Genomic DNA, 13,342 nt, shown 5'->3' with positions numbered 1-13,342 from the left:
TCTTGATAAAGCGCAAACAGTGCGCCTAGTCTTCGGTCCTGAGAACCAGTGGGGCTGAAAAACATGTCCACAGTCGGGAGGCTCTCATGCGCAGAATACTGATCGTCAACTCCAAGGGCGGGTGTGGCAAGACCACAATCGCGACAAATTTGGCCGTCGCGCTCGCCGCGCGGGGGGATGATGTGGCGTTGGCCGATGCGGACAGACAGAAGTCGAGCCTTGGCTGGATGAAGCGGCGGCCGGCTCATCTGGCGAAGATCGAAAGCCTGGATTGGACCAAAGAAGGGGCAATTGGGGACAAGGACAAGAAATTGGACGCGATCGTGATCGATGGACCCGGTGGGCTGCGGTCGGAATTGGCGAAGAACCTCATTGCCGAGGCCTCCGACATCGTCGTGCCCGTTCTCCCATCCGCTTTCGACTGGCAGGCCACGGTGAAATTCCTGGATGGCATTGCCGATATCAAACGCGTGCGAAAGGGGAAGGCCGATATTTTTCTGGTGGCCAACCGGATCAACCGCAGTTCCAGCCAGGTCGCCGAGCTAGAGCAAACGCTCGCCAAAAAGGGCTATCCCGTTCTGTGCCGGATCTCAGACCGTGTGGTCTATGCGAAGCACGCGACGAGCGGATCGGGTGTTTTCGATTTTTCGGATGCACGCTCCTCCGATATCCGCGGGCAATGGCATCCACTGCTTCAGGCTGTTGATTGATTTGTCCTGAAGGCTTTGAATGGCGACGGTAAACCGGTTCAACGCGGGCAAACGCCAAAGTGGGCTTGCAGCATGCCGCAACCGGGAGCGGGGGAGACGGGATACCCGATCCCGCCGCCCGCGCTGATATTATCCGAGGTTCTCGACGATGATCGCGATGCCCTGACCGCCGCCAATGCACATGGTGGCCGCGCCCAGTCTTTCGTTCCGGCGTTGCAGTTCATGCACCAGCTTGGTCATCAAAATGGCGCCGGTTGCGCCGATCGGGTGACCCAGCGCAATGGCGCCGCCATTCGGATTGACCTTTTCGGACGGCAAGCCGAGCTGATCGTTGACCGCGCAGGCTTGAGCGGCGAACGCCTCGTTCGATTCGATCACGGCCAGATCGTCCTTGGAAATACCGGCCCGTTTCATCGCGATCTGCATCGCGGGTACCGGACCGATGCCCATGACGGCGGGGTCGACCCCGGCCACGCCGTAGGACCGGATCCTTGCCAGCGGCTTGACGTTCAGCTGGACTGCTTTTTCGGCGGTCATGAGGATGATCGCGGCGGCTCCGTCATTCAGCCCGGAGGCGTTTCCGGCGGTGACCATCCCGTCCTTCTTGAACACCGGGCGCAGCTTTGAAATGTCTTCAATCTTCGCGTCATGGCGGACATGCTCATCCGTATCGAACTCGGATTCCTTGCCCTTGCGGCCCACCATCACGGGAACGATCTGGTCCTTGAAGCGGCCTTCGCGGATGGCTTCGCTGGCGCGGCGGTGGCTTTCCAGCGCGAAGGCATCCTGACGCTGGCGATCGACCTGATAGCGCTCGGCGACGTTTTCAGCCGTCACGCCCATATGACCGATGCCGAACGGATCGTGCAGCGCGCCCGTCATCATGTCGACGGCTTGCGTGTCCCCCATTTTCTGCCCCCAGCGCGCGCCGGTCATCAGATAGCCCGACCGGCTCATGCTTTCGGCGCCGCCGGCCAGCGTGACGTCCCCATCGCCCATGGAAATGGCCTGGACCGCGGAGACGATGGCCTGCAGTCCACTGCCGCACAGCCGGTTCATGGTCAAGGCTGGCGCCTCGTCCGGTACACCGGCTCCCCGAGCGGCCACGCGGGCGATGTACATGTCGCGCGGTTCGGTATGGATCACGCTGCCGAAGAACGTCTGCTCGACTTGTCCGGCCTCGATCCCGGCTCGTTCAATCGCGGCGCTGGCGATCAGTGCGCCCAGATCCGCCGGCGCGATATCCTTCAAGGATCCCCCGAAACTCCCCACCGCCGAGCGGGCGGCACTGGCAATCACAATCTCTTTCATGGCTTTCCATCCCCATTGCACAAAGTCCTGATGCGTTCATCGCAAGCCTTGGTGCCTGCCGCAAGCGTCATGTCACGAAAGGCGGAACAATCATTTCTTCAGTGCGCGCAAGGGGAGGGGTTCGCGGCGGGGCTTCCGCGCCCAGATCCGCAAGTCCAGAACGGCGAAAAACGCCGCGCCAACTGCAAGTCCGCACAAGACGGCCTTCGACACGGTTTCCATCGTGCCCTCGATCTGTACGGCATGACCGGCTGTGCCAATCACGCTCATCAGCGCCAGGGTTGTGTGAAGGCGGCGCCACATCCGCGGCCGCAGAGGCAACCGACCGCGCAACAAGGCGAGTGTGGCGGTTGCGAACACGGCCCACATGGCGACCGCACCCCAGATGGAAAAGGGCGCCGGAGACCGGAACAGCAAAACGTCGACCACATCCGGCGGGCTGGTGATCCAAAGCCCGGCCACATGGATCAGGACCGCGAGCAACACGCAGGCCCCTGTCCAACGGTGGATGCGCCGGCTTTTGTAGGGGGACAATCCCGGCAGCCGCCCGGCCGCCAAAAGGGGCTGAAGGAAAAGCAGCACCAGGGCGACCACTCCGGCAAGTCCCGCCGCGACGTAGACCGGGTCCCGCCAGGCCAGCAAAGGGCTTGTCGCGGCAAACCAGAGCGCGGCCGCCGGGACGGCCACTGTCAGGCCCCAGATGATGGCGGCTCGCAGCTTTGCCTTGATGGTCACGGGTGCCCGTCAGGCCGGTTCAAGCACGAAATGGGCTTCCAGGCGGGTGTCTTTCGCGCTGGACATGACCGGGCGCAAGAACACGGTCTTGAAGTCGCCGCTGTCATAGGCGAGATGGCCGTGCGGTTGCCCGAAGGCGGGCACGATCTGGGGCATGTCCATCTGGAACACCCCGTCCTCATCGGTCAGGGTCGCGCCGTGGCTGTGCCAGTCGCGCTCGTGGCCCTCGGTGGTATGGGCCCATATCTGGATCCGCTGATTGGGCAGCGGCCGGCCGTCGCCCGCCCGGCGCACGGTGCCGGTCATGGTGAACCCGCCGCCGCCGATTCGCTCCACGATGGGCGCGCCGGGCCGGTAGTTGTTCGCGCCGCCCCGCATGGATGGCGTTGGTGCAAGGCCTTGAGCCCGGGCTGGAACCACGAGGCCGGACGGGCCGGCTACGAAAGCGGCGCCTCCCATGGCCAGAACTTGGCGGCGGTTGAGGTGAGGAAACGGCATGTCATCTCTCCTGTCGCTGAAAGGCGCCCTGGTGGATCTTCCTATCTCCATCGGTATAGGACCTTTGTGGCAAAATCCGATGCCGGAGCGTCACACGATCCTGGTTTTCGCGTTCACGGTCCCGTGAGCGAAGGCACCGGTTCGCACGCTTGCTTCAAGACCGTTGAAGACCGGGCATCTGCCGCCCAGACTGGCCCGCTCCCTTGACTTTTCGCCTGCATCGTGGCTTGTGCGGCGCGCATGTCCGGATCTTGCTGCCGGGCAGCATCGTTCCGGCGCCCGGGCGCTGTCACGGCGTGATCGTTTCCGCACGCTTCAATCAAAATCGAGGACACAGAATGCATCCCTACCGTAGCCATACATGCGGTGACACCCGTTTGTCCCATGAGGGTCAAACCATCCGTCTTTCCGGCTGGGTTCACCGGGTGCGCGATCACGGCGGGGTGCTGTTCATCGATCTGCGCGACCATTACGGCATCACCCAATGCGTGGTTGACCCGGATTCGGCCGCCTTTGGTCTAGCGGAAACCGTCCGGTCCGAGTGGTGCATTCGTATCGACGGCAACGTCAAGAAGCGGACCGCTGAGACGGTCAATCCGGATCTGCCGACCGGCGAGATCGAGATTTTCATCCGCGATATGGAAGTTCTGGGCGCAGCGAAAGAACTGCCGCTGCCGGTATTTGGCGACCTGGACTATCCCGAAGAAGTGCGCCTGAAATACCGGTATCTCGACCTGCGCCGTGAAAAGCTGCACAACAACATGATCTTGCGGTCTGAGGTTATCAAGGATCTGCGCAATCGTATGTGGGAGATCGGGTTCAACGAATTTCAGACCCCGATCATCACGGCATCCTCGCCGGAAGGCGCGCGCGACTTCCTGGTGCCGTCCCGCCTGCACCCCGGCAAGTTTTACGCGCTGCCGCAGGCCCCGCAGCAATTCAAGCAGCTGCTGATGGTCTCCGGTTTCGACAAGTATTTCCAGATCGCGCCGTGCTTCCGCGATGAGGATCCGCGCGCGGACCGCTCGCCAACCGATTTTTATCAGCTCGACATGGAAATGTCCTTCGTCACCCAGCAGGACGTGTTCGACACCATCGAGCCGGTGCTGGCCGGCTGTTTCGAGAAATTCGGCGGCGGGCGTCCGGTCAACCGCAACTGGCCGCAGATCGCCTACAAGGACGCGGCCCTTTGGTACGGCTCCGACAAACCGGACTTGCGGAATCCGATCAAGATGCAAGTCGTTTCCGAGCATTTTGCCGGGTCCGGATTTGCCATCTTCGCTAATCTTCTGCAGCAGCCGGGCACCGAGATCCGGGCCATTCCGGCGCCAAATGGCGGTTCCCGCAAGTTCTGCGACCGCATGAACAAGTTCGCGCAAGGCGAAGGCTTGCCCGGCATGGGGTACATCTTCTGGCGCACGGCCGACGACGGGTCCATGGAAGCGGCGGGTCCGCTGGCCAAGAATATCGGCACGGAACGCACCGAGGCCATCCGGCTGCAGCTCGGCCTCGATGTCGGCGACGCCGCGTTCTTCCTCGGCGGCAAGCCGAAGCAATTCGAGCCGGTGGCCGCGAAGGCCCGCAACATCATCGGTGAGGAACTCGGCCACACCGACAAGGAGCGGTTCGAGTTCGCCTGGATCGTGGATTTCCCGATCTACGAAAAGGACGAGGAAACCGGCGCGATCGATTTTGAGCACAATCCGTTTTCCATGCCCCAGGGCGGGCTGGAAGCGCTCGAAGGGGATCCGTTGCAGGTGAAGGGCTATCAGTACGACCTGACGTGCAACGGCAACGAGCTGGTGTCCGGGGCCATCCGGAACCACAAGCCTGAGATCATGTACAAGGCCTTCGAGATCGCCGGGTACCCGGCCGAGGAAGTCGACAAGCGCTTTGGCGGCATGGTCACCGCCTTCCAGTATGGCGCGCCGCCGCATGGCGGCTGCGCGGCCGGTATCGACCGGATCGTGATGCTGCTGGCCAATGAGGCGAATATCCGCGAGGTCATGCTGTTCCCGATGAACCAGAAGGCGGAAGACCTGATGATGGGGGCGCCCAATGAGCCGACCGCGGCCCAGTTGCGCGAGCTGCATTTGCGGTTGAACCTGCCCGAAAGCTGATCCACCGCCTCTTGCGACGGTCCTGAAAAGAAACGATAACGCAACCAAGGGCCGGACAATCCGGCCCTTCGCATATCGAAAAGGCGATCAGCGGCGTGATGAATCCCGCGAAATGGCAACTTTTGCAAGATCCTGACGGCACCTACCAGGTGGTCAAGCGGCTGGTGCTGGAGAATACCCGGCAGTATATGGCCCGCTATGGTCTGGCGTTCTTTTTCATGGCGCTTGTTGCCGGATCGACGGCCGCCAGCGCCTGGATCATGCGCGACGTCATCAACGAAGTTTTCGTCAATCGCGATCCGATGATGGTGTATGTGATCGCCGCCACCGTGGTTGGGATCTTTCTTGTCAAGGGGGCAGCGTCCTACGGACAGATGGTCGTTCTGGCGCGGATTGGCAATGACATCGTGGCCACGCTGCAGAAGACCCTGTTCCGCCGGATCACCGAGCAGGACACGGCCTATCTGGACGAGAAGTCTCTCGGCGATCTGTCCGTCCGGGTCAATCAGGGCGCGAATGACGCGCGCGCGGTGATGGACATGGTCATGGTCACGCTCGGCCGGGACGTGTTGACACTGGTGGCGCTTGTCGGTGTGATGCTGCTTCAGGATCCGGTGTTGAGCATGATTGCCCTGGTCATCATGCCGCCCGCGGTCTTGGCCGTGACCGTGCTGATCAAACGGGTGCGCAAGCATGCCCGCCAGCAGATCGTGTCGTCGGCGAAGATCATGTCCGTCCTGCAGGAAACGGCCCTGGGCGCGCGGGTCATCAAGGCCTTTGCGATCGAGCCGTTCATGCGCGCGCGCATGGACGCGGCGGTCGACGATGTGCGCAAACAGGCCGACAAGATCGCGGCCCTGACGGCCCGGACCTCGCCGCTGATGGAAACCCTGGGCGGCTGCGCGGTCGGTCTTGTCATTCTTTATGGCGGCTACGCGGTTGTCGAGTTGGACCAGGACCCAGGTGCCTTCTTTTCGTTCATCACCGCTTTGCTCCTGGCCTACGATCCGGCCAAGCGTCTGGCCCGCCTGCAGGTCAATTTGTCGAAAAGCCTCGTCGGCGTGCGGATCATGTACGAGTTGATTGACGACAAGCCCGTTCTGGTGGACCAGGATGGGGCGCCGCCCTTGGAGATCCGAACGGGGGAGGTCGAGTTCAAGGACGTCGATTTTTCCTACGGAGAGTCCCCTGCGCTGCGCGGTTTGTCGCTTGTTGCCAGCGGCGGCCAGACGACGGCGCTGGTTGGCGCGTCGGGTGCCGGAAAGTCCACCTTGTTCGCGCTGCTCGAGCGGTTTTACGATCCCGGATCGGGCCGGATTTCCATCGATGGTCAGGACATCCGCGCGGTGTCGCTCAACTCGTTGCGCCGGCAGATCGCCGTCGTCTCGCAAGACACTTTCCTGTTCGACGTTTCCCTTCGCGACAACATCGCGCTCGGATGCCGGGAGGCGACAGACGCGCAGATCGAGCAGGCCGCACGGGATGCGAACGCCCATGACTTCATCCTGGAACTGCCGAGGGGATACGACACTCCGGCTGGACTGGGCGGCGCGAACCTGTCTGGCGGTCAGCGGCAGCGGATCGCCATTGCCCGGGCGATGCTGCGTGACGCGCCGGTGCTGCTGCTGGACGAGGCGACGTCTGCGCTTGATGCTGAGTCCGAATCCAAGGTGCAGTCCGCGCTGGCGCGGTTGATGAAGGGACGGACCACCCTGGTGATCGCCCACCGGCTGTCCACCGTGCGCCATGCCGACCGGATCTATGTCCTCGACCGCGGAAAGGTTGCCGAAAGCGGCACCCATGCCGACTTGTATGCGAAAGACGGTGTTTACAGGCGCCTTTGCGACTTGCAGTTCCAGACAGAGGCCGCCGCCGCGGGCCAGAAGAAGCCGGCAGCCGAATAGCGCCCGTGCGAGCCTAACCCGAAAGGCCCCAAGCCCTTTGCCGATCGGACAGCCGGGACAAAGGCCTCAAAAAAAATGCCCCGGACCAAGTCCGGGGCGGTTTCGTGTGGTCCGGCGCAACGCCTGTCGCCCGGTCTACTGGTTGGCGTTGATCGACACACCGAGCATTTGCGGCAGGGCCTGCGGGGCCATCATGACGGTCCCCATGATCTGGGCCATTGGCACCGGGTTCGCCGGGGCGGCCGCCAGGCTCAACGATTTTGGATCCGTCATGAAGGCGGTGAGGGCGGTGGCCACTTCATCCTGGAACCCCGGATTTTGCAGCATGCCAAGCATCATAGGCAGCGCCGCGGTCATTTGGGACACGAAGGTCGCCCGGTCCATGCCAGCTTCCTGCGCGTGCTGTTCCAGCACCCGGTCGACCAGCGAATCGTTCTGGAGATCGATGTTGATCGCGTTCACGGTGATGCCCTGCATCAGGGCCATGGCCTCTTCCGGATTGTCCTGGGCCGCATCCAACTGGTCGATAAGCTCCCGTGTGATGCCACCAAGCGAGAAGGAGAGTTCGAGCGTACCGACTTCCGCGCCCGAGATGCGCCAGGATTGGAGATCGGCCTGCGCACTGTCCGGATCCCAGCGGCCCTGGCCGGACACATCGAGCGTGATACTGTCGTAGCCAAGCTTTTTCAGTTCCGCGGCATCAGTATCGGACAGGGCGGCGGTATCGATGGTTAGACCGTCCACGGCAAAGCTGCCGGCCGTCATCAGATCGCCGTCCATCTCGTCGATGGTCGCGGCGATCTTGTCGATCGCGACGGTATTGCCGTCTTCCGCGGTCACGGTGATGGTTTCGACCGCCACCGTCTTGTAGACCGGCCCGCCAAGCGGCAAATCCTCGACATTGTCCACCATCCCCGGAGCGGGGAGCAGCACGTCCGTCGCGCGCATGGTCTGCACGGTCAGCCCGCCGTCACTGGAGGTGAGCGCCAAATCGTCCATGGACAACCCGCCCAGTTTCAGCCGCCCATCGGCCTGAAGCTGGCCGTCCGAAAGAAGGGTTCGGCCGATAGTCACGACTGTGTCATCTCCGCCATCGCTGACGACCTTGATCCCCTCGATCACCAGTCCCGCGCTGGTCGGTGATGCGCTGGCATAGCTGTCCACCTTTCCGTCCTCGGCCTCCAGGAGCGTCAAGAAGGCATCGCCAACATCGCTGCCGGTGGGCTGAAAGGCCTGCGCGCCCGAAAGAGGGATCGCCGCGACGGACAGCAACAAGGCCGCTGCGAGGGCTGTGGATCGACGAGTCATAATATGGGTCTCCGTGATGGAACGGCCTTTGGCAACAAAGGCGAGACAGGCGGCACGATGGAGCAGGAGGCAGCCGTATTCAAGAGCGGGATCGGACTAGCGGTGTGTATCCAACAACCCGGACACGCTTTTTTCCGGAAAGGCCGCCGCCGCAATCTCGACTTGGGCAAGGTCGGGAAGGCTGGCCTCGTTTCCCAGGTGCTGGATGGCATGTGTGGAGGCGCCACGGGCAAACCGGAAATGCTCCTCCCAGGTCTTGTCCGCGTCGTGAAGGTAGGAGGCGATGTAGGCTCCGTGAAATACGTCTCCGGCTCCATTGGAATCGATGACTTTCGAAAGCGGGACGTCGAGTGCGGGGAGGGTCTGGTCCGGGCCCGAACCCGAATACCAGACCGTTCCGTTTTCGCCGAGCGTGACGGCGCCGACCGGGCATCCATGTGCACGTAAGTGCTCAAGAGTGTTGCCGACGGACTTTCCAAGCTGCTCGCAGAAACGCTCCGACACAACCGCAATGTCAATGTATCGCAGAAGCTCGTCTGTATTGGCGCGAACCGCTCCGCCATCCAAGGATGTCAAGATGCCGAGCTCGCGGCAGGTTCTTGCATAATGCAACGCGGCATCGGGCATGTGCCCGTCCAGATGAAGGGCCCGCATGCCGGTCAGGTTCAGCGGTGGAAACGGATGCAGGAAGTCGTTGTCGCGGCAGCGCACGATGGCACGTTTCCCGCCTTTGGGCATGATGAACGAGAGGGAGGATTCGCGCACCTTCCGGCCATGCACGGAAATGCCGTATTGCGCCGCCATGTCCAGAAACATCCGGGCCAGCCAGTCGTCAGCCTGCGAACACAAAAGCTCCGGTTTTCCGCCGAGTTTGGCGCAGCAGAAGGCGGCGGTCACGGCATTGCCGCCGAAACTGACCGCGTAGTCTTCCGCGATCGTTTTCTCGTCGCCCGTGGGCAGTGTGTCTGTCAGGAATGTGACGTCGATATATGCCTGTCCAATGAACAAGGCCTGCATGGGCGGCTCCTCTTTCTCGTTTGTCTGGTCAAGCCATAGCCCGATTTGCAAGCCTTGCGCCATCGCGCAAAAATAAGGAGGTTTCCGCCTCCGGTCTTCAGGGCTTGTTTACGACTATGGACCATCCTTCGAAAGGATTTATTCACGATAAGGCGTCCACTTGACCGGCCCTTACCTCATATTCGCGCGCGCCGTCGCAATCGCCATTGTCTTGGCGGCTGCACCCCTGTTTGCCGCCAACATGGTCTTGAACAACTATGCCGTTTCCCAGGCGCGCTCCGAGATGGAAGGGATGGGGCAGCGCCATATCCAGCGGGCCGAGGAAGCGATCAGCGATACCGTGACGGTCCTGCAGCGTCTGGATCGGGACGATGTCCAGACCTGTGAAACCGGCGACCGCTTGATCTACCAGAAGCTGGTCGCGGAAATGGGCATGATCGATGCTCTTGGGCTGGTGGACGCCTCTGGCCGGCGGATGTGCATCGTTCCGGATATCGAACTGACGGGCGATGCCATTTTGCCATCCGTGCGCCCGGATGGTCCGCTGGTGGGCATCGGGATGCTGGACCGGGAGTATCTCGGGGCTCGGGCTGCGGTGATCAGTTGGGATTTGAGGGATGGTACGCGGCTGTTCGCCGAAGTGACCCCGGCTGTGATCGCCTCCGACCCGGGCCCCGATTATCTGCTGTCCTACCGGCGGTCCGAGCTTCATCTGGGCGATAACCTGTTCTGGTATGGGGTGGGCGGATATAACTCCGCCGCGACCAATCCCGATGATACGATCGTTGTTTCGATCTGGTCGCAGAATTATCCATTGCGCGCGACCGTGATCGCTCCGCGCAGCGCCGCGATCCAGGTCGTTCAACCGCTCAAAGTGGTCGCGTTCCTGGCCTTTGTCGGCATGGCGGTTCTGTTCGTGGCGATCAGTGTCTGGTTCTCGTGGCGGCCCGAAACCGAGGCCAACGACGAGTTTGTTGCGGCAATCAAGAACGGGGAATTCATCCCCTACTATCAGCCGGTAATCGATATCGAAACCGGCAAGCTGCGCGGCTGTGAGGTCTTGATGCGCTGGAAGCGTCCAAATGGGGATGTGATTTCACCAGGGCAGTTCATGTCCTACGCGGAAAGCCGGGGCCACATCTACGACATGACCCGGCACATTATGACCCAAAGTTGCGAGGAAATGGGGCAGTTCTACAGCGAACGGCCGGATCTGAAGCTTTCCATCAACCTTTTTGCCGGTCATTTTCTGGATCGGGAAATCATTTCAGACATCAAGGGCGCCTTCGAGAACAGCAACATTTCCTTCCAGCAGATCGTTGTCGAGGTCACCGAGCGCCACCCTTTGTCCGATCTCGATCTGGCCCGCAAGATCATTGCCGAACTGCAAGCGCTCGGCGTTCGTGTGGCGCTGGACGATGTGGGGACCGGTCACGGCGGTATGGCCTATCTGCAAAAGCTGGGAATCGACATTATCAAGGTCGACAAGATGTTCATCGACACGATCGGCACCGACGACAACACATCGACGATCGTCGACAGTCTGGTGGAACTGGCGGACAATCTGGGCATGGGGATCATCGCGGAAGGGGTTGAAACCGAAGAACAGGTGCAACGCCTTCTGGAACTGGGCGTCACGGCCGCCCAGGGCTACCGGTTTGCCCCGCCGATGCCGGCCAGAGAGTATCTGGCCTATGCCGAGGACCTTGAGGAAAAGGAACGCGAGGCCGAGCGCCTTGCAGCGGAGGCCGAAGCCGCATCCCGCGCGGCCGCCGGGTCCGCCATGGAAGGCGCAGCGGCTTAGGCCTTCCCGTTTCCGCTGGGTGGTGTGTCCGGCTCCGCGATCCAATCCACCGGGCATACCGGCCTTTCTCACGCGCCATCCGCCAACATGTCCCGCCGGTTTCGGTGGCTCGCTCCCGTTTGTTGATGGCGAACGGAAGAAATCCGAATGGGGTGAAGCTGGACGGTTGTCTGTACCGGCTGGACGGTATATATGCAGTGCAGCACAAACGGATGGATCTGGAGAACCGGTTTGGAGCAGGGCACAGGTGGGACGTTTTCCGCTTCGCAGCGCGCGATCCTGGAGGCAGCGTTGTCTATCGTGTGCCGCTCGGGCGGAATGAACCTCACGATTGATGCCGTAGCCGCCCAAAGCGGGTTTTCCAAAGGGGGCGTGCTTTATAATTTCAAGTCGAAGAACCTCCTGATCTGCGGCATGGTGCGGTACCTGACCCATCAGTTCGACGCGGAAGTGGCATTGGCCCGGTTGCGTCATCAAGACACCGATAGTCCGACGCTGTCCGCGATGATCGATGTGACGGAGCGCTGGCTCAATGAGCAGCAAACGGTGAGCCGGGCGGTTCTGGTGACAAGCGTTCAGACACCGAGCCTAATCGAACCCTTCGTGGATTTGATGCAAGGCTACCGAACCCAGATCGCGGCCGAGTCGGCCGACTTCACCCGGGCCATGGTGGTCTTGTCGGCGCTCGACGGACTGCATTTTTGCGACGCCCACGGTGTTTCACTGATGAGCCAAGACGAACGCCGCGCGGTTTTGAACTGGATGCGCAACCTCCTCAAGCCAAAGGATTAAGTGCGATGGTGTCGATCTTCACCGCCCAAGGCTGGCGCCGGCTTGTGCCTGTGCTGCTGGGCGCGGGACTGCTGGCTGCCTGTCAGGAAGAAGCTCCGAATCCGGTCGCCCAGGCCGAGGAAGCGATGAGGGCGGAGCCACGGCCTGCGAAAATCTTCACGGTTTCCGATGAGGTGGGCTTGCTCACGCGCCGCTTTACCGGGCGCGTCGAAGCAGTCCAAACCGTTGATCTGTCGTTTCAGGTGCCGGGCAAGCTGCTCGAATTGCCGATCCGCGAAAGCCAGGCGGTATCGCAAGGAGACCTGATCGCCAAGATCGATCCGACGGACTATGCGCGGGCGGTTCGCGAGGCGCGGCTGCGCGTCGATCAGGCGAAGCGGGATTTGGACCGGCTTGAAACCCTGCGCGACCGGTCGGTGATCTCGGAAAAATCCTATGACGACCAAAAGAACGCTTACGAGCTGGCGGTCGAAGCGCTCCGGGCGGCGGAACAGAACCTGTTCTACACCGAGATCAGGGCGCCATTTGACGGTATTGTCAGCTTACGCCTGGTCGACAATTTCACGACCATAGACGTCGGAACGGCCGTCGCCCGGCTGCAGGACGTCTCCGAAACCCAGATCGACATTAATGTTCCCGAAGCCTTGTTCGTGAAGGTTGCGGAAAACGAGGTTCAATCCATAAGCGCCCAATTCCTGTCCCTTCCAGGCCAGGAGATTGAACTGGAATACCGGGAGCACTCCAGCCAGATCGATCCGATTACCCAAACCTACCGGGTCACACTTGCCGCGAAAAGCGGCAAGGATGAACGTATTATTCCCGGCATGACCGCCTCGGTAGAAGTGAAGGTTCGGCCCGAGGGGCTGGATCTTTCGGAAACCCTTTTGGTGCCGAGCTCCGCGGTGGCGGTCAATGCGGCGGGCGAGCCGTACGTGTATGTTTTTGGTCCGCAAGAGGGGACCGTTACGCGCGCGCCCGTCACCGTCGGCCCGATCATGGGGCCGTATCTTCCGGTGACCGACGGCTTGTCTATTGGCGACCAGATTGTGTCTGCGGGCGTTGCCTACCTAAGCGATGGGCAGTCGATCCGGCCCCTGCGCTGACTTCACCGTCACCCAAGACCTCTTTCCGGCAGAAAGGCGA

General features: G+C 61.7%; 12 protein-coding genes. 7 read left to right on the top strand and 5 right to left on the bottom strand.

The window, feature by feature from the left end; genetic code table 11:
- Positions 1-86 precede the first annotated feature (86 nt).
- Positions 87-710 carry a ParA family protein gene (locus tag F0184_RS05920; RefSeq protein ID WP_150495249.1) on the top strand — a complete coding sequence of 208 codons (624 nt, stop codon included), beginning with the start codon at positions 87-89 and terminating at the stop codon, positions 708-710.
- A 129-nt stretch (positions 711-839) separates the two neighbouring features.
- Here F0184_RS05920 and bktB read toward each other — a convergent pair whose 3' ends face one another.
- From bktB to F0184_RS05905, 3 genes are all read right to left on the bottom strand, one after another.
- Entirely contained in the window at positions 840-2,021 is a 1,182-nt protein-coding gene (gene bktB, locus F0184_RS05915; protein ID WP_150495248.1) for a beta-ketothiolase BktB, read from the bottom strand.
- Between the two features lie 90 nt (positions 2,022-2,111).
- The gene (locus F0184_RS05910; protein WP_244298989.1) at positions 2,112-2,756 is read right to left on the bottom strand and encodes a ferric reductase-like transmembrane domain-containing protein; all 645 of its coding nucleotides are present in this window, start codon (positions 2,754-2,756) and stop codon (positions 2,112-2,114) included.
- Positions 2,757-2,765: 9 nt separating this feature from the next.
- The gene (locus F0184_RS05905) at positions 2,766-3,254 is read right to left on the bottom strand and encodes a peptidase associated/transthyretin-like domain-containing protein (protein ID WP_150495247.1); all 489 of its coding nucleotides are present in this window, start codon (positions 3,252-3,254) and stop codon (positions 2,766-2,768) included.
- Between F0184_RS05905 and F0184_RS21005 the strand changes: the two genes are divergently transcribed.
- From F0184_RS21005 to F0184_RS05895, 3 genes are all read left to right on the top strand, one after another.
- A complete protein-coding gene (locus F0184_RS21005; RefSeq protein WP_280176930.1) occupies positions 3,253-3,381 on the top strand; it encodes a hypothetical protein in 129 nt (42 codons plus the stop codon). The genes F0184_RS05905 and F0184_RS21005 overlap by 2 nt on opposite strands.
- A 211-nt stretch (positions 3,382-3,592) precedes the next feature.
- Positions 3,593-5,374 carry an aspartate--tRNA ligase gene (gene aspS, locus F0184_RS05900; protein WP_150495246.1) on the top strand — a complete coding sequence of 594 codons (1,782 nt, stop codon included), beginning with the start codon at positions 3,593-3,595 and terminating at the stop codon, positions 5,372-5,374.
- 98 nt (positions 5,375-5,472) lie between these two features.
- Positions 5,473-7,278, top strand: coding sequence for an ABC transporter ATP-binding protein (locus tag F0184_RS05895; protein ID WP_150495492.1), 1,806 nt, complete (start codon positions 5,473-5,475; stop codon positions 7,276-7,278).
- A gap of 135 nt (positions 7,279-7,413) precedes the next feature.
- Here F0184_RS05895 and F0184_RS05890 read toward each other — a convergent pair whose 3' ends face one another.
- Positions 7,414-8,586 carry a hypothetical protein gene (locus tag F0184_RS05890; RefSeq protein WP_150495245.1) on the bottom strand — a complete coding sequence of 391 codons (1,173 nt, stop codon included), beginning with the start codon at positions 8,584-8,586 and terminating at the stop codon, positions 7,414-7,416.
- A gap of 96 nt (positions 8,587-8,682) precedes the next feature.
- Positions 8,683-9,603, bottom strand: coding sequence for a sugar kinase (locus tag F0184_RS05885; protein WP_150495244.1), 921 nt, complete (start codon positions 9,601-9,603; stop codon positions 8,683-8,685).
- Positions 9,604-9,763: 160 nt separating this feature from the next.
- Between F0184_RS05885 and F0184_RS05880 the strand changes: the two genes are divergently transcribed.
- The 3 genes from F0184_RS05880 to F0184_RS05870 all read left to right on the top strand — a co-directional run bounded on the left by F0184_RS05880 (position 9,764) and on the right by F0184_RS05870 (position 13,302).
- Positions 9,764-11,407 (top strand): EAL domain-containing protein, encoded by a 1,644-nt coding sequence (locus tag F0184_RS05880; RefSeq protein ID WP_208998346.1) that lies wholly within the window; start codon positions 9,764-9,766, stop codon positions 11,405-11,407.
- A gap of 192 nt (positions 11,408-11,599) precedes the next feature.
- A complete protein-coding gene (locus F0184_RS05875; RefSeq protein WP_150495243.1) occupies positions 11,600-12,199 on the top strand; it encodes a TetR/AcrR family transcriptional regulator in 600 nt (199 codons plus the stop codon).
- 5 nt (positions 12,200-12,204) lie between these two features.
- The gene (locus tag F0184_RS05870; RefSeq protein ID WP_150495242.1) at positions 12,205-13,302 is read left to right on the top strand and encodes an efflux RND transporter periplasmic adaptor subunit; all 1,098 of its coding nucleotides are present in this window, start codon (positions 12,205-12,207) and stop codon (positions 13,300-13,302) included.
- Positions 13,303-13,342 lie beyond the last annotated feature (40 nt).

The sequence above is a fragment of the Roseibium aquae genome, from assembly GCF_008711285.1.
In the GTDB taxonomy this organism is placed as follows: Bacteria; Pseudomonadota; Alphaproteobacteria; order Rhizobiales; family Stappiaceae; genus Roseibium; species Roseibium aquae.
Note: the sequence above shows the minus strand (reverse complement) of the source record. Positions and strands in the feature narration are given on the sequence as shown.

What these genes read in the sequence shown, in the direction of transcription:
- F0184_RS05920 (WP_150495249.1), top strand. Translation starts at nt 87, where the DNA reads ATGCGCAGAATACTGATCGTCAACTCCAAGGGCGGGTGTGGCAAGACC.
- bktB (WP_150495248.1), bottom strand. Translation starts at nt 2,021, where the DNA reads ATGAAAGAGATTGTGATTGCCAGTGCCGCCCGCTCGGCGGTGGGGAGT.
- F0184_RS21005 (WP_280176930.1), top strand. Translation starts at nt 3,253, where the DNA reads ATGTCATCTCTCCTGTCGCTGAAAGGCGCCCTGGTGGATCTTCCTATC.
- F0184_RS05905 (WP_150495247.1), bottom strand. Translation starts at nt 3,254, where the DNA reads ATGCCGTTTCCTCACCTCAACCGCCGCCAAGTTCTGGCCATGGGAGGC.
- aspS (WP_150495246.1), top strand. Translation starts at nt 3,593, where the DNA reads ATGCATCCCTACCGTAGCCATACATGCGGTGACACCCGTTTGTCCCAT.
- F0184_RS05895 (WP_150495492.1), top strand. Translation starts at nt 5,473, where the DNA reads ATGAATCCCGCGAAATGGCAACTTTTGCAAGATCCTGACGGCACCTAC.
- F0184_RS05890 (WP_150495245.1), bottom strand. Translation starts at nt 8,586, where the DNA reads ATGACTCGTCGATCCACAGCCCTCGCAGCGGCCTTGTTGCTGTCCGTC.
- F0184_RS05885 (WP_150495244.1), bottom strand. Translation starts at nt 9,603, where the DNA reads ATGCAGGCCTTGTTCATTGGACAGGCATATATCGACGTCACATTCCTG.
- F0184_RS05875 (WP_150495243.1), top strand. Translation starts at nt 11,600, where the DNA reads ATGCAGTGCAGCACAAACGGATGGATCTGGAGAACCGGTTTGGAGCAG.
- F0184_RS05870 (WP_150495242.1), top strand. Translation starts at nt 12,205, where the DNA reads ATGGTGTCGATCTTCACCGCCCAAGGCTGGCGCCGGCTTGTGCCTGTG.